General features: G+C 34.5%; 20 protein-coding genes, 1 other RNA gene and 1 pseudogene. 18 read left to right on the top strand and 4 right to left on the bottom strand.

Annotated features, from left to right (window positions below):
- Positions 1 to 88 precede the first annotated feature (88 nt).
- From ribE to raiA, 5 genes are all read left to right on the top strand, one after another.
- Positions 89 to 553, top strand: a complete 465-nt coding sequence (ribE, locus tag KO509_RS11045) for a 6,7-dimethyl-8-ribityllumazine synthase (RefSeq protein WP_159818403.1) — start codon at positions 89 to 91, stop codon at positions 551 to 553.
- A 10-nt stretch (positions 554 to 563) separates the two neighbouring features.
- Positions 564 to 980, top strand: coding sequence for a transcription antitermination factor NusB (gene nusB / locus KO509_RS11040; protein ID WP_215973331.1), 417 nt, complete (start codon positions 564 to 566; stop codon positions 978 to 980).
- A 35-nt stretch (positions 981 to 1,015) separates the two neighbouring features.
- Positions 1,016 to 1,981 carry a thiamine-phosphate kinase gene (gene thiL, locus KO509_RS11035; RefSeq protein WP_215973330.1) on the top strand — a complete coding sequence of 322 codons (966 nt, stop codon included), beginning with the start codon at positions 1,016 to 1,018 and terminating at the stop codon, positions 1,979 to 1,981.
- Positions 1,982 to 2,008: 27 nt separating this feature from the next.
- Positions 2,009 to 2,482, top strand: coding sequence for a phosphatidylglycerophosphatase A (locus KO509_RS11030; RefSeq protein WP_215973329.1), 474 nt, complete (start codon positions 2,009 to 2,011; stop codon positions 2,480 to 2,482).
- 219 nt (positions 2,483 to 2,701) lie between these two features.
- Positions 2,702 to 3,058, top strand: a complete 357-nt coding sequence (raiA, locus tag KO509_RS11025) for a ribosome-associated translation inhibitor RaiA (RefSeq protein ID WP_215973328.1) — start codon at positions 2,702 to 2,704, stop codon at positions 3,056 to 3,058.
- A gap of 82 nt (positions 3,059 to 3,140) precedes the next feature.
- Here the strand turns inward: raiA and KO509_RS11020 are convergent, their stop codons facing one another.
- Positions 3,141 to 3,299 (bottom strand): DUF2986 domain-containing protein, encoded by a 159-nt coding sequence (locus KO509_RS11020; protein WP_215973327.1) that lies wholly within the window; start codon positions 3,297 to 3,299, stop codon positions 3,141 to 3,143.
- A 124-nt stretch (positions 3,300 to 3,423) separates the two neighbouring features.
- Here KO509_RS11020 and dbpA point away from each other — a divergent pair, with 124 nt between their 5' ends.
- The 4 genes from dbpA (at position 3,424) to KO509_RS11000 (ending at position 8,115) form a co-directional block, all read left to right on the top strand.
- Positions 3,424 to 4,860, top strand: coding sequence for an ATP-dependent RNA helicase DbpA (gene dbpA / locus KO509_RS11015; protein WP_215973326.1), 1,437 nt, complete (start codon positions 3,424 to 3,426; stop codon positions 4,858 to 4,860).
- 46 nt (positions 4,861 to 4,906) lie between these two features.
- Positions 4,907 to 6,127 (top strand): cell division protein ZapE, encoded by a 1,221-nt coding sequence (zapE, locus tag KO509_RS11010; RefSeq protein WP_215973325.1) that lies wholly within the window; start codon positions 4,907 to 4,909, stop codon positions 6,125 to 6,127.
- Positions 6,128 to 6,404: 277 nt separating this feature from the next.
- Positions 6,405 to 7,253 (top strand): DUF2884 family protein, encoded by an 849-nt coding sequence (locus KO509_RS11005; RefSeq protein ID WP_215973324.1) that lies wholly within the window; start codon positions 6,405 to 6,407, stop codon positions 7,251 to 7,253.
- Between the two features lie 94 nt (positions 7,254 to 7,347).
- Complete coding sequence (locus tag KO509_RS11000; RefSeq protein WP_215973323.1) at positions 7,348 to 8,115, top strand: tRNA-uridine aminocarboxypropyltransferase; 768 nt, start codon at positions 7,348 to 7,350, stop codon at positions 8,113 to 8,115.
- 97 nt (positions 8,116 to 8,212) lie between these two features.
- Here the strand turns inward: KO509_RS11000 and KO509_RS10995 are convergent, their stop codons facing one another.
- Positions 8,213 to 9,715: a CoA-acylating methylmalonate-semialdehyde dehydrogenase gene (locus KO509_RS10995; protein ID WP_215973322.1), complete on the bottom strand. Its 1,503-nt coding sequence runs from the start codon at positions 9,713 to 9,715 to the stop codon at positions 8,213 to 8,215.
- A 132-nt stretch (positions 9,716 to 9,847) separates the two neighbouring features.
- Between KO509_RS10995 and KO509_RS10990 the strand changes: the two genes are divergently transcribed.
- The 6 genes from KO509_RS10990 (at position 9,848) to KO509_RS10965 (ending at position 15,588) form a co-directional block, all read left to right on the top strand.
- Entirely contained in the window at positions 9,848 to 10,738 is an 891-nt protein-coding gene (locus KO509_RS10990) for a LysR family transcriptional regulator (protein WP_215973321.1), read from the top strand.
- A 40-nt stretch (positions 10,739 to 10,778) separates the two neighbouring features.
- Positions 10,779 to 11,699, top strand: coding sequence for a DUF3014 domain-containing protein (locus KO509_RS10985; protein WP_215973320.1), 921 nt, complete (start codon positions 10,779 to 10,781; stop codon positions 11,697 to 11,699).
- A gap of 216 nt (positions 11,700 to 11,915) precedes the next feature.
- Positions 11,916 to 12,012: signal recognition particle sRNA small type (gene ffs, locus KO509_RS10980), an RNA gene on the top strand.
- A 124-nt stretch (positions 12,013 to 12,136) separates the two neighbouring features.
- On the top strand, positions 12,137 to 12,763 hold the full coding sequence (locus KO509_RS10975) for a TnsA endonuclease N-terminal domain-containing protein (RefSeq protein WP_215973319.1): 627 nt from the start codon (positions 12,137 to 12,139) through the stop codon (positions 12,761 to 12,763).
- A complete protein-coding gene (locus tag KO509_RS10970) occupies positions 12,756 to 14,603 on the top strand; it encodes a Mu transposase C-terminal domain-containing protein (protein WP_215973318.1) in 1,848 nt (615 codons plus the stop codon). Before KO509_RS10975 ends, KO509_RS10970 begins: the two co-directional genes overlap by 8 nt.
- Positions 14,554 to 15,588 carry a TniB family NTP-binding protein gene (locus KO509_RS10965; RefSeq protein WP_215973317.1) on the top strand — a complete coding sequence of 345 codons (1,035 nt, stop codon included), beginning with the start codon at positions 14,554 to 14,556 and terminating at the stop codon, positions 15,586 to 15,588. Before KO509_RS10970 ends, KO509_RS10965 begins: the two co-directional genes overlap by 50 nt.
- A 6-nt stretch (positions 15,589 to 15,594) precedes the next feature.
- Here the strand turns inward: KO509_RS10965 and KO509_RS10960 are convergent, their stop codons facing one another.
- A complete protein-coding gene (locus KO509_RS10960) occupies positions 15,595 to 15,801 on the bottom strand; it encodes a helix-turn-helix transcriptional regulator (protein ID WP_215973316.1) in 207 nt (68 codons plus the stop codon).
- A 92-nt stretch (positions 15,802 to 15,893) separates the two neighbouring features.
- On the opposite strand from KO509_RS10960, the gene KO509_RS10955 reads away from it, so the two are divergent.
- Complete coding sequence (locus KO509_RS10955) at positions 15,894 to 16,475, top strand: hypothetical protein (RefSeq protein WP_215973315.1); 582 nt, start codon at positions 15,894 to 15,896, stop codon at positions 16,473 to 16,475.
- Positions 16,472 to 17,851, top strand: a complete 1,380-nt coding sequence (locus KO509_RS10950; protein ID WP_215973314.1) for a DEAD/DEAH box helicase family protein — start codon at positions 16,472 to 16,474, stop codon at positions 17,849 to 17,851. Before KO509_RS10955 ends, KO509_RS10950 begins: the two co-directional genes overlap by 4 nt.
- A gap of 120 nt (positions 17,852 to 17,971) precedes the next feature.
- On the opposite strand, the gene KO509_RS10945 is transcribed toward KO509_RS10950, so the two are convergent.
- Complete coding sequence (locus tag KO509_RS10945; RefSeq protein WP_215973313.1) at positions 17,972 to 18,112, bottom strand: hypothetical protein; 141 nt, start codon at positions 18,110 to 18,112, stop codon at positions 17,972 to 17,974.
- A 252-nt stretch (positions 18,113 to 18,364) separates the two neighbouring features.
- On the opposite strand from KO509_RS10945, the pseudogene KO509_RS10940 reads away from it, so the two are divergent.
- Positions 18,365 to 19,411, top strand: a pseudogene (locus KO509_RS10940) (TrlF family ATPase); the annotation flags it as partial.
- Positions 19,412 to 19,546: the final 135 nt, after the last annotated feature.

Genomic DNA, 19,546 nt, shown 5'->3' with positions numbered 1-19,546 from the left:
CAATTTTTTACTCTTATCATTTGATTGGCTTCTTGTTAACAGAAAATAGCACAGTCAATTTGATATAAACTTTATTGGAAACAGTTAGATGAATATTATTGAAGGTTCATTTCAAGCTAAAGGCAAAAAATTTGCCATTGTTGTGTCGCGTTTTAATCACTTTATAGTTGATAGCTTACTTGATGGTGCAGTTGATGCACTTAAGCGTCACGGTAGTGTTGCTGATAGTGATATTACTATTGTTCGTGTGCCAGGTGCTTACGAATTACCATTAGCAGCTAAAAAACTTGCTAAAAAAGGTGATTTTGATGCAATTATCGCCATTGGTGCTGTTATTCGTGGAGGTACGCCACACTTTGATTTTGTTGCTGGTGAGTGTAACAAAGGTTTAGCACAAGTTTGTTTAGAATCAGAAATACCTGTTTCTTTTGGTGTTATTACAACTGATTCCATTGAACAAGCTATTGAACGTGCTGGAACTAAAGCGGGTAATAAGGGTGCAGAAGCAGCTCTTGGCGCATTAGAAATGGTTAACGTTCTTTCTCAAATTTAGGATACATATTGTGAAACCTTCTCCTAGAAGAAAAGCACGTGAACTAGCGGTTCAAGCTGTTTATTCATGGCAAATTAGTCAAAACTCAGTTAATGACGTGGAACTTAATTTCATTTCAGAAAATAGCAAACGTCGTTTTGATATTGAATACTTTCAACAACTTTTACGTGGTGTAACGGGCAATATAGCTGGATTAGATCTTGCCATTTCGCCACATGTTGATAGACCAATTGATGATATTGATCATGTTGAAAAGGCAATATTACGTGTTGCTGTATACGAATTAAGTGAATGCCAAGACGTACCTTATCGCGTGGTCATTAATGAAGCGATTGAATTAGCGAAATTGTTTGCTGCTGATGATAGCCATAAATTTATTAATGGCGTTTTAGATAAAGCTGTAAAATTAATTCGCCCTCAAGAGTAATAAATCTTTATGCCAAAGAGTAAATAGTTAGTGCTATGAAAGAATTTGAACTCATAAAAGAATTCTTCACCAAGCAAGCAGTACAAAGAAAAGACGTACTTCTTGGAATAGGTGATGATTGTGCAGTAGTTTCTTGTACTAAAAATCAAAAAATTGTTGTCACTACGGATACGTTGGTTGCTGGCGTTCATTTTCCTTTAGGTACCGCAGCGAGAGCTATTGGTCATAAAGCTGTTGCGGTAAATTTATCAGATATTGCTGCGATGGGTGCAAAGCCTAGTTGGATATCATTAGCTATTACTGTACCTGAAGTGAATGATGAGTGGCTTACTGATTTTTGCTCAGGTGTTTTTGAGCTTTGTGAATTCTATAATGTAGAGCTTATTGGTGGTGACACTACGCAAGGGCCATTAAGTATAACGATAACAGCACAGGGGTTAACGGCTGAAGATCAATATTTAACGCGCTCTGGTGCTAAAGCCGGTGACTGGCTTTATGTTACCGGTGACTTAGGCGATGCTGCTTTAGCGTTATTACATCTCAAAGAAGGTGTTTTAACGGATAGCGAAGCTATTGAACATGTTCAAAGAAAATTAGATTATCCAAGGCCACGTGTACTTGCAGGTCAAGCTTTACGTGAATATGCTTCAGCGGCAATAGACATTTCTGATGGCTTACTTGCTGATCTAGGACATATCTGCCAAGCTTCAAATGTTGGTGCAAATGTTGTTTTAGATGCTATTCCCTTATCTGAAACTATGAAAAAATCACAATTGTTTGAAGATGCGGTGGAGTTAGCACTTAATGGTGGCGATGATTATGAATTATTGTTTACCGTTTCTGAAGATAAAAAAGTCGGATTAGAAACTGCGTTATCTCATACAAGTACTTCGGTCACTTGTATAGGACAAATAAATGCATCGCAAACTATTTCTACTACATTGAATAATAAACCAGTAGCAATTAAAAGCTCAGGTTTTCAACATTTTTCTTCACAATAAATAACTTCTAATAGCGTCGGCATAACTATGAAAAATTCCCAATCAAAGGTTTTGTTTGATCTTAAACAACCGGTTCAGTTTTTGGCTTTAGGGTTTGGTAGTGGTTTAGCCCCTAAAGCACCGGGTACTTTTGGTACCTTAGCAGCAGTTCCGCTTTTTTTACTGTTAGCATTGTTAACACCAACATACTATTTAGCTGCGGTAATTGTTATGAGTGTCGCCGGTATTTATATCTGTGGTAAAGCGGCAAATGATGTAGGAGTTCATGATCACCCAGCCATTGTATGGGATGAATTTGTTGGCTATTTTATAACAATGTTTATGGTGCCTGTCAGTTGGCAAACTGTTTTAGTTGGCTTTTTATTATTTCGAGTCTTTGATATTTTAAAACCTTGGCCTATTTCTTTTATTGATAAGAAAATGTCAGGTGGGGCGGGTATCATGTTTGATGATATTCTAGCAGGTGTATTTTCTTTAATTATCATGCATTTAATCTTTTAATTCTACACTGTATTTTTACTTACAATTTCTTAATCTAGATCAATAGCAATTATCCTGATTTTAAGCTACTTTTAAATAGAGGGTAAATAAAAATAACTAGGCAGAGGTTGTTTTTTATTTTTATGCCCTCAACTATTTATTAAGACGTTACATTTTACAACGTTTAATCTCAGCTTTACTTCACAGTACTGTTTAAAGTAAATGTTAAAAGGAATACCTATGAAAATAAATCTTTCTGGTCACCACGTTGAAATTTCTGCTTCAGTAAAAGAAGACATCGATGCAAAATTTTCTAAAATTGCAAGTCATTTTCCAACATTAATTGCCTTAGACGTTATCGTGTCTAAAGAGCATAATCAACATCAGGTTGAAGTAACAACAAACTATGAAGGTGGACGTATATCAGTAAAAGGAATTGATGATGTAATGTACCCAGCCATTGCCAGTGCAATTAAAAAACTTGATGCGGCCTTAAAACATCGTAAAGGTCAGTTAAAAGCTAATTTACATGAAAAACCTCAAAGTACAGCGCCAGAAATAGCACATGAGAAAGTGCAAGAGATGAATTTATCATAATCGTATAACGTAATATTAATAAATTTAAAACTAGAAAAGCTGTGAAATAATTCATAGCTTTTTTTTTGACTATTTTGATGGCTTAACTTTCTTCAGTTTCTTTTGAAGCTGCTTCTTCTAATGCCAATTTTTCTCTTTCTGCTTTAGATATATAACGAGGCTTATTACTGGTATGTAATTTAGCATTCGCTTTTTTTTGCTTCTTTTTTAGTGTGTCATTAATTTTCTTTTTACGATTCATAGTTTATTCTTTCGTGTTAAATAGCTGAAAAGGTCGATTGCTGTTATTATGCGCTTATTCACTTTCCCTTGAAAGTTTATTATATCTTAAATTATTTCAATTTGAACAATACAGAGGCACAACCTTGAGCGAAACAACTACTAACGGCAAAGGCTCATTAGCTTTTTCTTCACTAAACCTGCATAAAGATTTAGTGCAAAACTTATCTTCTCTTGGCTATCAAGAAATGACGCCAATACAAGCACAAAGTTTACCTGAAATGTTAATGGGTAAAGATGTTATTGCTCAAGCTAAAACAGGCTCAGGTAAAACCGCTGCTTTTGGTTTAGCTTTACTAGAAAAACTAGAAGTTAAACGTTTTAGAATTCAGTCTATGATACTTTGCCCTACGCGCGAATTAGCAGATCAAGTAGCAAAAGAAATTCGTAAACTTGCCCGCGCAGTACATAATATAAAAGTACTTACGCTATGCGGTGGCACACCATTTGGTCCTCAAATTGGCTCATTAGAACATGGTGCTCATATTATTGTAGGAACGCCTGGCCGAATTGAAGAACATGTCATTAAAGGCACACTCAAGTTAGATGATTTAAACTTATTAATACTTGATGAAGCCGACCGTATGTTAGAAATGGGCTTTGAAGCAGCACTTGATAATATTGTTGAGCGCACGCCGCTTGATCGCCAAACCTTGCTATTTAGCGCAACTTTTCCGAAACAAATTCAAGCGATCAGTGAAAGTATAATGACTGAACCAGTGATTATAAAAGTGAGCACTGAGGAAGATCAATCTAATATATCGCAAGAGTTCTTCCATGTTGAAGATGACATAGAACGATTTGAAGCACTACGCTTAATACTGCTTGATAACCCAGTAGAGTCTACTGTTATTTTTTGTAATACCAAAAAAGAGACCCAAGCCGTTTGCAATAAATTACATGATGATGGCTTTAGCGTTTTAGCATTACATGGCGATTTAGAGCAAAAAGACAGAGATCAAACTTTATTACGCTTTGCTAATAAAAGTGCTGCCATATTAGTGGCTACTGATGTTGCAGCTAGGGGGTTAGACATAGACTCTCTTGACTTAGTTGTTAACTATAATATAGCACATGACAGTGAAGTACATATTCACCGTATTGGCCGTACAGGTCGTGCTGGAGCGCAAGGTAAAGCGGTGTCATTGTTCAGTGATAAAGAAAGCTACAAAGTAGGGTTAATTGAAGATGAACTTGAACAAGTCATCAAACCAGGTTTATTACCTTCTGCTGAAGTGCTAAATAATGTTAGGCCACAAGCTAAAATGGCGACGATACAAATTGATGGCGGTAAAAAGCAAAAAGTTCGCCCAGGTGATATTTTAGGCGCATTAACAGCTAAAAATACTGAAGGCAAAAATGGTGGTGTTGAAATTACTGGCAAAGATGTAGGCAAAATCAGTGTTTTAGATATTAGGTCTTATGTTGCGGTAGATAAAAAAGTGTTAAAAAGCGCATTAAGAAAGTTATCAATGGGGAAAATGAAAGGACGAACCTATAAAGTACGTCACTTAACGGTATAGAAAACTACCCCATAAACATAAGCTTATAGAAAATAGCCGTTATATTTTGCTCAAACAATATCAACAATTAATTAAGCAACAGGTGCTTTGTGAAGACAAAGCACAATCCTCAGCTGTTGCTGCACTAGATTTGTTATCTAAACAACTAGTGCAAATTAGTAATGAACGAAAATCGTGTCATCCACAAAGCTTCTTAAGTACTATATTTACGCGTTTACCCCTTTATAAAATATTGAGACATAAACCAATCTCTGAAGGGGCTATTCCTCAACTTAAAAGTTTATATTTGTATGGCAGGGTAGGTCGAGGTAAAACAATGTTAATGGACATGTTTTATCAAAATATTCCTATTAAGCATAAGAAGCGCATTCATTTTCATCGTTTTATGGAAAGTGTTCATCAACAGCTAAATAACCTTGCTACACAACAATCATCTTCTGGTCAGAAAGTGAATGTAAATCCACTCGCCTATATTGCAAAGTCTTGGGCAACTGATATTGAATTACTGTGTTTTGATGAGTTTTTTGTGAGTGATATTGGTGATGCAATGTTACTTTCAGGGCTATGCCGTGAGTTATTTTCCTTAGGTATAACACTGGTGTTTACATCTAACTGCAAGCCGGAAGAACTTTATCGTAATGGTTTACAACGAGAGCGATTTTTACCGACGATCGATTTGATTAATCAATATTGCCAAATACTATCCGTTAATGGTGATACAGATCATCGATTAACCGATGCTGTAGTCGTAGGCTACAAAAATTATTATTTTAGCAATGCTGATGGCGAACAACTTCTTGCGAAACGTTTTAAGGCATTATGTCATGGTTTACCTACACTTTTAGACAAAGAGATTATTATTAATAATCGAAAAATTAGTTATCGGGCTAAAGCAGATAAATATATTTGGTTCGATTTTTATGATCTTTGCTCTGGGCCTCGAAGCCAAAGAGACTACATTCAATTGTCAGATAAGTTTGCAACAGTATTAATAAGCGATGTTCCACAATTTTCTGGTGAACTGGTACCTGCGGTATTTTCAGGCGTAGAAGATAGTTATCAACGAAGTGGCGTATTAATGGGGAGTTTACGACACTTAGATGATGAAGCTCGTCGCTTTATCGCACTAGTTGATGAATTTTATGATAGAAAAGTACAATTAATTATCAGTGCCGATGTTGATATAGTGGACCTTTATCAAGGACAGCAGCTAAGTTTTGAATTTCAACGTTGCCAGTCACGGTTGTTTGAAATGCAAAATTATTGATTTCCTGTCGCTATTAGTCTGCTAAGTGTTAACTAAAATTTAATTGCTAATATTTAGCTTTTTTTACTAAATATTATTGTTTCTATTAAAAAATTACTTTTCACATATTTCTATGTTATTGAAAAATAATTAATTAAACTTGGCATCACTCTTGTAGTATTAAAATAAAGGCTAACAGAAAAGCGTTAAATAATAACGTAAAAATAAACGCTTAGAACATGTGCTAATAGCAGATGCTAATTAAAGCACTAACCGAAATTGCATAGAAGGTATCATCATGATAAATAAATTATTGTTAACAATTAAATCACCAAAAACACTTATTGCTGCAACATTGCTCTCATTATTTTCATCAACAGCACTGTATGCGCATGACTCTTGTGATGTTGATTTAAAGGCAGGCTTAACAATTAATGAGACAAAACTTGAATTCTTCGAACCAAAAAAGAAAGAGAAAGTTTTATATGTTATTGATAAGCAATATAACTTAACCGTTGGTGGAAAAAATATTTCGCTGAACTCTGAGCAACAAGCGTTAGTAAAAAAATACGCGACTGATATTCGAAATATAGTACCGCAAGTAAGGCTTATTGCTATTGAAGGTGTTGATCTTGCGTTAGCTGGTGTTGATTTAGCATTTAATCAACTATTAGGCGAAGGCAATGAAGTTGGCGCTGATTTAACTCAAGAGCTTTCTTCACTTAAAGCAGAGGTCGCTGAGCGCTTTACCATTAAAAATGGTTTTACTATTGGTGAAGATGGCGTGAAAGACGATGAACTTTTTGGCGCTGATATCGAACAACGTATTGAGTCAGCAGTAGAAAAAGCGGTGATGAATTCAATGGGAAATTTACTGGTTGCTCTGGGACAGGAAATGATGCTTTCAGGCGGCGATAGCAATGATTTTGAAACTCGTATGGAAAATTTTGGCGAAACTATTGAATATGAAATGAAATCAGGTGCTGAGAAAATTGAGCGTAAAGCTGATAGCTTGTGCGCAGCTGCTATTGAAATAGATCAACTTGAAGAAAAGCTAAGATCGAATATTCCATCTTTAGCTGATATTAACGTTATTACGGTTAACACTGTAAAAATTGATGATAAGCAAGAGAAAAAGTTAATGTAATTATCGTTTTTAACTTTAGGCGTTTTATATTTATTATTTCCAAGGCTTAGTAATGTTATCATTAATAAGCCTTTTCATTTTTATTTAATCCTTCATGCACGCTGTTCATCAATTACACCTATTTAGAAAAAGCTTAAGTACCACCACATATAAAGCACGAGGACAGCGAGTTATACGCTGTGAACTCTGCCGCTTAGCTAAGCAATATTGCATTTGCGCTATTGCCCCAGCCAAGGGCACTGTGAAAACCAATGCAGGCTTCCTACTGTTGATGTATGACACTGAAGTATTAAAACCAAGTAATACGGGAAAGTTGATAGCTGATTTAATTCCTGATACTTTTGCTTTTTTATGGTCACGTACAACCAAAAATGACGAATTACAAGCAGTGCTTGATGATGAGCAATGGCAACCTTTTGTTGTTTTTCCTCAAGAATATGCTGACAATAACCGCGAAGTTAATTCTAATACTGTGGTATGTGATGAAGGAAAAAAACCTTTATTTATTATGCTTGATGGCAGTTGGCGAGAAGCTAAAAAGATGTTTCGAAAGAGTCCTTATTTAGATAAGTTTCCTCTTGTTTCTTTTGATCCCAAAAGCTTGGTTGATAACTTATCATCACCTGTCGGCAACGACTCTCGTTATACCGTGAGAAAAACTGAATTAGAGCATCAATTTTCAACGGCTGAAGTTGCCGCTAGAGTACTTGATATGTTTGGTGAGAAAGATAACGGACATTTACTTGATTTATGGTTTGATGTTTTTAATTATCAATATCAAAAAAGTGTTTGCCAACGTAATAAAGGTAATTCAAGTGCTATTGAGAACTATCAAAATTTTCTACAAGAAGGCGATATTTAATAAAGTAGAATGAATAACGGATAACAAAGCTTTATCTTCGTTACCCGTTACCCGTTACCCGTTACCCATTAATTATTGATTATTAGTTGTTTGAAACTTACTTCATGCTAATCGTTGAGTGAATTTCAGAGCCATCTTGATGGTCTGGTTCGAACCAACGAGCGGTTACTGATTTTGTATAAGTCCAAAAGCTGATTACTTGCTTACCGTTAGGTCCTAAATCACCTAATTTAGAGCCACGTGAGCCGGTAAAGCTGAAATAGGCTACTGGTACAGGAATAGGTACGTTAATACCCACTTGACCAACATCTATTTCATTTTCAAATTTTCGTGCTGCCCAGCCAGAAGAAGTAAACAAAGACGTGCCATTACCATTTGGATTGGCATTAATTATCTCAATCGCTTCATCTAATGTTTCAGCTTCTAATACACATAAGGCCGGACCAAAAATTTCTTGAGTATAAATGTCCATATCGGTAGTTACATTAGTAAATAAGGTTGGTCCGACAAAATTGCCGTTTGGATAACCTTCAACCTGACAATTTCTACCGTCAATTAGCATAGTAGCACCTTGTTCAACGCCGCTGTCGAGTATGCTAATAATACGAGCTTTAGCTTGTGGTGAAACAACCGGGCCTAAATCGGCATCTCGTTGCGTACCTGGGCCAATTTTCATTTGTTTTGCTCGTTCAACAATTTCAGGTAGCCAGTTTCGAGTTTCACCTACTAGAATTGTTACAGGGTTAGCCATGCAGCGCTGTCCTGCTGCACCAAAGGCTGAACCAAGTAAATCATTAATAGCACGATCTTTATTTGCGTCAGGCATAATGACCATATGGTTTTTAGCACCCATCATAGATTGGGCACGTTTACCGTGTTTAGTCGCATGGTTATATACGTGTGTACCAACACCAGTTGAACCAATGAATGACACTGCTTTTACTGGCTCAGCTTCAATTAATTGATTAACGACATCAGCATCACCATGAACAACATTCAATACACCGGCTGGAATACCTGCTTGAAGTGCTAATTCAACAAGTAGAATTGTTGATGAAGGTGCTTGTTCTGATGGTTTTAAAATAAACGTATTACCACAAGCAATAGCAGGTGGGAACATAAACGATGGCAGCATTAATGGAAAATTAAATGCGGTAATGCCTAAACCAACACCAATTGGCTTATTCAATGTATAAGTATCTACGCCTGATGCTGCGTTATTCGCAATTTCACCTAATTGTAAACGGGTAATTGAGCAGGCATTTTCAATAGCCTCTAATGAACGACCAACTTCGCCTTCAGCATCTGGGAGTGTTTTACCATGCTCTAAAGTAACTAACGCAGCAAGCTCTTGAGTATTCTCTCTCACTAATTGTTGAAAATTCAACATGATACGCATACGGTTAGTTAAAGAAACCTTAGACCAACTTTTAAAAGCTTCAGCAGCACTTGCAACTGCAGCGGCAACCTCTTTTTTGGTTGCTATAGGTACTCGGGCAACTACTTCTTGTGTAGCAGGATTTAAAACGTCTAACCAAGTATCTGTAGTAGAACGAACTTTTTCACCATTGATGATCAGTGGAATCTCTTTAACAGTCATGACAGTCCTTTTTTCAAGTAATTTATTTTAATTGGTACTAAAGTAATCTTTTAACATTTACTGAGCAATACGCATAAATGCAGTAGCTATTGCATTTTTGCAAGCAGTTGTTTTTGTTGTTATGATCAAATAATGAACTGGGATGATATAAAATTATTTTTAGAGGTCGCGCGTAGCGAGCGTTTATCTATAGCGGCTAAGCGTTTGATGATTGATGCATCAACGCTCTCTAGACGTGTGCATAAGCTAGAAGAAAATTTAGCCACAAAATTATTTGAACGAACTGTAGATGGGCATGTCTTAACGCATGATGGTAAAAAGCTATTACAATTTGCTCGACGAATGGAGCTTGATGCTGTTCAGGCATTCGATGAAATAAAAGAGCAAAAAGATTTAAATAGCGGTCGTGTTCGTATTGGTGTCACTGAAGCGTTTGGTAATTGTTTTATTGCGCCTAACTTAACAAAACTTAAACATGAATTCCCTAATATTCAAATAGAGCTAGTACACTTTGCCCGCTACGTAAAAATAAGCCGAAATGAAGCAGATATTGCAATCGCTGTTGAAAAGCCAAAGAGCACTTCAACAATTATTACAAAACTTTGTGACTATCAGTTGCAATTATACGGGCATGCAAGCTATCTTAAAGAAATAGAAGGAAATGTAGAATTTAGTCAACTATCTAAATATCAATGGGTTAGTTACGTTGATAACCTTTTATTTACTGAACAACTCTCTTATTTAAAAGAGTTAAGTGCAGATATTAAACCTAGTTTTCAAAGTACAAGTATTACGAGTCAGTATAGTGCAATAAAAAGCGGACTAGGTATTGGTATTTTACCTTGCTTTCTGGCTGAACAAGATGCTAGCTTAGTTAAACTTTGTAGTGATGAAATTAAATTAGTGCGTAGCTTTTATCTAGTAACACACCCAGAAAGTAAACGTTTATCTCAGGTAGAAACAGTGTGGAAATATTTGAAAGTATTAGCACAACAAAATAAACAATTGCTTATGCCAGAATGAGCTAATAGTCTAAGTAAATAACAAATAAGTAAAGGTGAACATGGACAACTCAAATCAATCTCCAGGTGACAACTCTCAAGGTACTTTCAAAAAAACACCTTGGACTCTTATCGTTTTTATTATCCTTGTCATTATTGCTATTGGTTTTGCATGGCAATATACCGGCAATAAACCGGCGCCTGTTGTCGTTGTTGAAAAGCCGATGCCAACACCCGTTATTGAGCCAGAGCCTGAAATGATAGTAACTGAACCAGTACAAGAGCCAGAGCCATTTGAAATTGAAGAGATAGTTGAAGAGGTCGCGCCAGTAGAAGTGCAATTACCATCTTTGGATAAGAGTGATGACTGGTTAAAAGTGAAATTACCAGAAATTACTTGGCGAAAAGAGTTACTTACTCTTATTGTTGGTGAAGATATGATTCGTCGTTTTGTTGTCTTTACCGATAACTTTGCGCAGGGAATCGTTGCTTACGAGCATAGCCCATTTATATTGCCTAAGATAAAGTTTTCACCTGAAGCTGATAGCGCTAGTTTACAAAATATAAATGGAGGGGTGGTAGCAGCACCACAAGATGTTTTGCAATGGAGCGAGAGCTCTAGCGAACGTTTTAGTTTGTATGTTGATTTACTTCGTTCGATGGACAGTGACACCTTAGTTCAGTGGTATGAAGAAATAAAACCATTGGTAAATGAAGCCTACAGTGAATTAGGCTATGAAGATGACTTTACTAATACCTTACAAGACGCTATTACACGGGTTTTGGATATGGAGTTACCTAAATCATCAATGGCCTTGGTTCACCCAAGTGTTATGTATAAATTTGCAGATCCTGAGCTTGAAGCACTACCTGACTCGGATAAATTATTATTACGCTTAGGTAAGGAAAACCTTTTAGTAATAAAATCTATTTTATTAGAGATACATGAGAAGTTGGCTCAACAAAAAAATGGTGTTAATTAGGAAGTAAAAAATCAATTTACATTAATAGCAATTACTTTACTAAAAAGAGAGTGTTTAAGGTTAATATTTAGATGTTTGCACAAAAAACACCCAAGCAGTATAAGGTTCTTAGAAAATAACTAAGTAGTGCTTGCATACATCGATTTGATTAGCGATAATTCGCGCCACTTAAGCAATCTAAATATTTATCTTTGTTTAAGATCATTATGGTGACCCTTTTGGTCCCCTCGCAATGATACTCTGTGAACTCGGCCAGGTCCGGAAGGAAGCAACCGCAGCAGACGACTCATGTGCCGAGGTGTGGCTATTAGGGTTGCCACCCAATCTAAGAAATTTGTTGATACAACCATCCTTTGACAAAATACAAACATCCCTTGACAAAGTTCTTTTTTTAACCAATTATTACGTAAGTTTATTACATATTGGTTGGAATTAAAATGTACAAACGTACTTTAAAGAAATCAACAGTAAAAAATATTCATAAATTCGCAAGTATAAAATGCGATAAAATGATGATCCTTGAATCATCTTTAGAATATGACTCATGCTTTCATTTTGAATTTTCTAAAAAAATAGTTACATATGAAGCCCAACCTATAGGCTTTCGTTATAAACTATACGGTCAAATAAGAAGTTATACTCCTGATTTTTTAGTAACACTTGATAATGAAGATAGAATATTCTACGAAGTAAAACCTTTCTGTAAAACTCAATATGAAGAATTCGAACTTGAATTTGAAGCTAAACAAGTCGCTGCACTTGATCTAGGTATCAAATTAGAATTAATAACAGAAAAACAAATTCGCGTAAAACCATTACTAAATAATTTAAAATTAATTCATAGGTATCAACGTTTAGAACACAACCTAACCTCTTTTCAAAAACAATTATTAAAGTTAGCTATCTCTGCCGAAAACTTAACTTTGTCTTACTTAATTGAAAATACTCAAACTTCATTTTCTGAAATCATTCCACATATTGCAGACTTATTAGCTAAAGGTCTTTTAGAGTCTAATCTACTTGAACCACTAGAATGCGATAGTAATTTATACTCTTATGGCTAATTCATTTGATTCTCTTTTTTCTGATAATAAAGAGCAATCTAAAGAAGCTCTGAATAATAGTGTGGATGAAAAACCTTTTCATGCTTATAAAGAAGCTTATAAAACAGAAGAGAAATTTTTAGATATTACTGTTTTTTCAGAAGAACAACAGCATGAAGCTATCCGTCGACATTCTTGGTTGAAAGAAATATATAACCTTGATATCAAAGTGTTTTCTCAAAAATCACTTGAAGCACCTCTTCAACAAATACAAATTATCTTAGGTGATAATCCTCCTGGTTGGCGTACACTCGCACGGTGGCATAAAAGTTATCAAGAATCAGGGCAGAAACTTATCTCGCTTATCCCTAAACAAAAGTCAGGAAATTCTTCTGTTAGATTGCCAGACATAGTGGATGGCTTTATACAGGAGGCTTTAGACCGCTTATTAAGTGTAGAAAAACCGTCAATTGCAGATGGCCATAAATATTTAGAAGAGCTTATTTATAAACATAATAAAAACACTGGAGCTAATGTAGCTACCCCATCATATGAAAGTATAAGAAGAAAGTTTAAGGCTGTTTCTCCATATGATAAAAAATTAGCTTTTGAAGGTAAGGCAAAAGCAGATCAAGAATTTAAAAAAGTAGGCATGATATTAAAAACGTCTAGAGTTTTAGAATGTGTCGAGGTTGACCATACTCCCTTAGATCTATTTGTAATTGATGAGGTATCCAGTTTACCACTAGGTAGACCATATTTAACTGTATTCAAAGACCGTCATTCCAAATCGATAACAGGATATTACATAGGCTTTGAACCACCTAGCGTAGTTTCTGTTGGTTACGGGTTAAAAAACTCAATTATTCCTAAGACCTGGTTAAAAATTGAATATCCTGAAGTAAAAAAAGAATGGTCTGCTTATGGAATTCCAGAACAGCTGGTTGTAGACAACGGAAGTGAGTTTTGGAGTGGAAGTTTTGTTAACATGTGTTTGGAATTGAATATCGATATCAAACAAAATCCAGTAAGAAAGCCTTGGTTAAAGCCAAGTGTTGAACGCTTTTTTGGGACATTAAATCGAAGCTTATTTACTAGTACACCAGGTAAATCTTTTTCAAATATTTTTGAAAGAGAAGATTATGATCCTCAAAAACATGCTGTATTAACGTTATCAGTGTTAAAAGAAATATTAGTTACATGGGTTGTAGATATCTATCAAAACACACCAAACTCACGTAAAACAAATATTCCAGAATTAAGCTGGACAAACGCCTGTAAAAAATTTCCTCCCCTAAAGTTTGAAGGAACAGAGAGTCAGTTAGACTTTTATATGGGAAACCTAACTCACAGTACATTAAGAAAAGAAGGGATTATATTTAAATACCTACGTTATCATAGCGATGAGCTTGCTCGTATAAGAGCTCAATTAGGTGATCATAAAATACAATATAAATATCTATCTGATGATTTAAGCTACATATATGTTCTATATGAACAAGATAAAAGATACATAAAAGTACCAGCAGTCGATAGTGAATACACTGAAAACCTATCTTTATGGCAGCATAAATTACACCTTAAATATGTTCAAAAATATATAGGTAAAAACTTTAAAGTAAATGACTTAATAGAAGCTAGAATCAAAATAAGAAATATTGTTGAAGATGCTGTTAGTAGTAAGAAGACTAAAATTACAGGGAAAAAACGCGCTAGCCGTTATCTTGAAAAAGACGAAGACTTTTTATCCGAGTCATTAGACAATACTGTTGAAAGTAAAAGCAATAATCCCCCAATGAACGACGACGATAGTGACTGGGATTTTGATGACAGCTGGAGTGTTGATTTTAAAGATGACTAATACAAACCTTCAGAGTAATGCATTTACTTCGTCACTAAATACTATATTTGTACTTAGTCCAAAACTAACCCAAATCTTAGAGTTAATAGAAGATTGCCGATTAGATAGTAAATTAACGAATGATCCACAATGTATGCTCGTAACTGGTGATACTGGATCGGGTAAAACATCATTAATAGAATACTATCAAAAAGAAAAACCTAATTTAGAAAATCAGTATGCTTCTACAATCCCTATTTTATCAACAAGCTTACCTGAAAGTTCAACTCCGGTTACAGCAGCCCAACAACTCTTATACGATTTAGGTGATCCATTTTATTCGAAAAGTGACAATATTATAGAACTAACAGCCAAGCTAGTGGTTCTTATTAAAAATTGCCAAGTTGAAATGATTATTATTGATGAATTTCAACATATGATTGAATTTAAAACAAAAAAAGTATTATTTAGAGTGGCAGACTGGCTAAAAATGTTAATTGTCAGAACTAAAGTACCGATTATATTATTCGGTTTACCTTATTCTGAATTGATTTTACAAACCAATAAACAATTAGCGGGGAGGTTTTTATTACGTCAATCCTTGGCGCCTTTTAGAATTAAATCGAAAGACAATAGAAACTACTTTTTAAGTTTCTTAAATGCGGTAGATAAAGCGTTGCCATTTGAAAAAAGTTCTAACTTAACTAATTCAGAAATAGCTAAAGCTATGTATGTTGCATGCAAAGGGAATTTAAGGAATTTAATGGTACTAATTAACTATGCCGTTAAAAAATCATTAAAAAAAGGTGAGTCAAATTTATCTATAGAATCTTTAAGGTATGCAGCTGATATATTAAATATTACGTCCACAAATCCCTTTAAGCTTAAAAGTATAGAGCTTAGTGATATTATTGAACCTTCTAAAAACATAGGCTGGGAAACTATCTTAGAACAACAAAAAGTCACAAATAAAGACATTAAACTAACGATTGATGATCTATTCTAATATTACTTACGGCAATAAATCTCTCGCATGACAACCCAGAACTTGAGTTAAAATATAAAGTTTATCTACGGTAATATTTGTTTCACCACGTTCAATTCTGCCTACATAGCTTCTATCGAGATCAGCTAATTCTGCAAACTTGTCTTGTGCTAATCCTTTTTCTTTACGTTTAGCTCTTATATTAGCGCCTAATTTCTTTGCTAAGTCTTTCATTTATTAGATTCTTAAAATAAAAGACTATCTTGTTTTGCGGATTATAAAGCCACGGTTTATAATCCTCTTTTTAAAGTTGTAGTAGTAAATAGATGCCTAACATAAAAATAATAACGATTAATCCAGCTATTCATCAAATTTTGACTGAAAATAAAGGTAACTACCTTTCTATAAAAGAGATTAAATCTAAGTTTGTTTTAATAACAAATATTCAAATAAACTCAGATGAACTTACTAAAGTTATATATAGGCAATTACTAAGGCTTGTGACAAATCAGATAGTAGAGAAACAGCTGTTTGGTAACTCAAAATCTCTAGGGTATAAATCAACTAAAACATTTGAACTTGTAGAGTTTAAATTTAAAAAACTTAAAGTTGAATCAAATACCAAGCCAATTGAATCTAAACCAAAATTACCGACACCAAAGTCTGATGATAGAGCTGAAGAGCTTTTAAACCGCTTAACTAATCAATTAACTCAACATGAAGTAGATTTTCAATCGAGTATTGCTGAAACACAAGAGTATAAAAGGCTTTTTACTATCGCCCCTGAAATGAAAAACATTCTTGAAACTCTCTTTTTAGAAGCTAGAAATAAATCAAATCAGCTTTTAGGAAAAATAACAGCAGTAAAAAATATTATCGAGAAAGTTGAATTGAGTAATCAATCATGAAATTAAGGGAGTGGCAAAAAGAATGTATAAACTTAGCGATAGAAAAATTTAAAACTAATAGACACTTTTTATGTTTAGCGACACCTGCTGCAGGTAAAACAAGAATGGCGGCAGTACTTTCTAAAAAATTAAAAAATCTTGAATTAATAGACTTTGTTATTTGTTTCTCACCAAGTTTAAACGTAGCTAATAGTATTAAATCAACGTTCAGTGAAGAGCTTGATGCCCGATTCGATGGTGTAATTGGTGCAGTAGGAAAATCATATACTTATCAATCTATGTTGCATTTAACTGAAGAATTTTGGGATATATTAGCGAGCCATAAAGTACTTGTTATATTCGATGAAATTCACCATTGCGCAGGCGATTCAGAAGGGAATGTCAATGCATGGGGCGAGCCCATACTTTCATATATTAAAAATAAAGCAACATATACACTTGCGCTGTCTGGTACACCTTGGCGTTCAGATACATTACCCATAACACTATCTGAATATTCAGATTTAAGTGGGAAAATAAAATGCGATTATATTTATGGATTATCACAGGCAATTAAAGACAAGGTTTGCCGAACTCCACATATTGTATTAGTTGATAATGAAAATATTGTTATCACTAAAAAAGAGTCTGATACACAAACCTTCACTAGTTTTATCGAGTTGTTCAATAAAAATATCATTAGCTATAGTGAGTTAGTGAAAAATACCACAGCATTAAAATATATTCTGGGTCGCGCTATAGATAAACTACAAACTATAAGGCGTACAAACAGTAATGCAGGAGGCTTAATTGTTGCTTCCTCTGTTACCCATGCAAACGACATTTATAATTTAATGACGTTGTATTTTAACCAAGATGCGACTGTTGTTACACACAAACAAGCTAATGCAACTGATATTATTAACAATTACAGACAAAGCCAACAAGCTTGGATCATAAGTGTTGGAATGATCTCTGAAGGAACTGATATTCCTCGGTTACAAGTATGCTGCCACCTTAGCCGAGTGAAAACAGAACTCTATTTTAGGCAAATATTAGGGAGAATTCTGCGTATTACTCAAACAACCAATGAAAAAGCATGGCTTTATACCTTCTCTGAACCTAGTTTAAGCGAGTTTGCACATAGACTTAACCAAGAGGTGCCAAATCAAAACATTCTGAAAAATGAATACTTCTCATCAACTGATACAGGTAATCAAAAATACAACTCACATACATTGAATAACAATGAATACGGAGATGATACTGAAGACACTGTAATTTCACTTTTCGATCAAAAAGACAATAGCGAACATACTAGCCAAATCATCAGCTATATAGATATTGTTGGGGATTTTCGCCAACAACTTATCGCTACGTTTAATTCGCCATTTTAATGTAGTTAACATTAATAACTTACTAAATGGAAAATTACATCTGTTGTGTCACTCAATTTACATCATAAGTGCCAGTCATTATCATTCAACTCTGCCACCTAATCACGCATACAGTGACCACTAAATAATATTAGGTTTGCCACTGATGAATAAGATCACTTTGTGCGCATTGGAGACACTAGCGGTATTTAGTTTAACGTCAGCTTCACTAATAAAGCGGTCATTAGCATCGAAAATAACCTTGTGACTTCTTTTAGCCAATAGCCGACCTTAGCTTTTGCAAATTCAGGAGTATATTTAGGGCAATATGAACTTAATACTTATATTAGTAGCTGCAACCAACTTAAAGCTCAGGTAAGTGAAACAATTCCCTTAATCAATATTCAAATTATCAATATAAACACGAATAAAATCACTTCAGCTAATGTTTTGGAAATAGGCTACGAAACAAGCCTCAAAGCTATTGAAATAAATATAATTAATACGCTTCAGGCGATATTAGTTCTGACTACAGACAACCAAAATATTGTTGGCGAGTTCCAAAAGCAAGGTATTAATCAAGACATTTCATCTTTACTGAGCAAGGTAACAGAATATCAAAGTCAAATTGACTCAGCTAACGCTAAGTTAGCAGAAATTAAAAATAAAACTTCAGAGTATCAAGCTGACGTAGTTAAAAGAAGTGAAGTTGCAAACGAATACAAGTTGTTTTTAGAAAACGAAGAACGAGAAATTAATCAAGCATATCAATCACTGTCAGCAGAAAAAATCACTTGGAACAATGAGCAAAACTTACTTGTAAGAGATATCCTAATGGATATTTCAATATACGGTAATATTTTCTTTGATGTTGAAAGATTTTTTAATGGTCTTTTAGAATGCCTTAATAAAGGAAAGTTTAGGGAGACTAACGCACAAAGTACAATGAGTAGGCTAAAGGAAGTTTTTCCTATTAATACACCGTCTGATTTTTTCAATTTGATTTCTAACTTGGACATTATAACTATTTCTAATACTGAAGTTATAAATTTAGAAAGTTTTTGTTGGAAAAATGAATACTTTAATCAGTCTGGTAGGTTTGATTTACTTGATTATCTATTTACTCCGCAATCTATTAAATCTTTTTTGTATGTCAATGCTGAATTTCGATATAAAAACAAAACTGTCGATAAATTATCAGTTGGCCAACGAGGGACATTTTATGTTTGCTTAAAATTAGCAACAGATCCTTTCGGTTCTCCTTTCATTTTTGATCAGCCAGAAGACGATTTAGATAATGATTTTATAATGCACAATCTAGTGCCTTTATTTAGAAAGATAAAAAAATATAGACAAGTAATTGTTGTTACACACAATGCTAACCTGGTAGTAAACAGTGATGCGGAACAGGTAATAGTTGCACATAATGACAATGAAATTCTGAGCTATCATTCGGGAGCTGTTGAGGATGACTTAGTTTCCGATACTGATAGTATTCGTTCTCAGATTTGTAATATTTTAGAAGGTGGTGGATATGCGTTTGAAATGAGAGAAAAGAAATACGGTTTACACTCTTTGTAGTTGAATTTCCAATAATTGAAATTATTTTATTGGATAGTAGTTCGCATTAATTTATATACAGGCACTATACTATGTTCCAGTGATTGATAGGTGCTTGAGTAATGAACCTTAACTAAATCTGAGAAACAGAGAGGA

This window comes from Colwellia sp. C2M11 (assembly GCF_018860915.1).
In the GTDB taxonomy this organism is placed as follows: domain Bacteria; phylum Pseudomonadota; class Gammaproteobacteria; order Enterobacterales; family Alteromonadaceae; genus Colwellia.
This window is presented reverse-complemented; position numbering and strand designations above follow the sequence as displayed.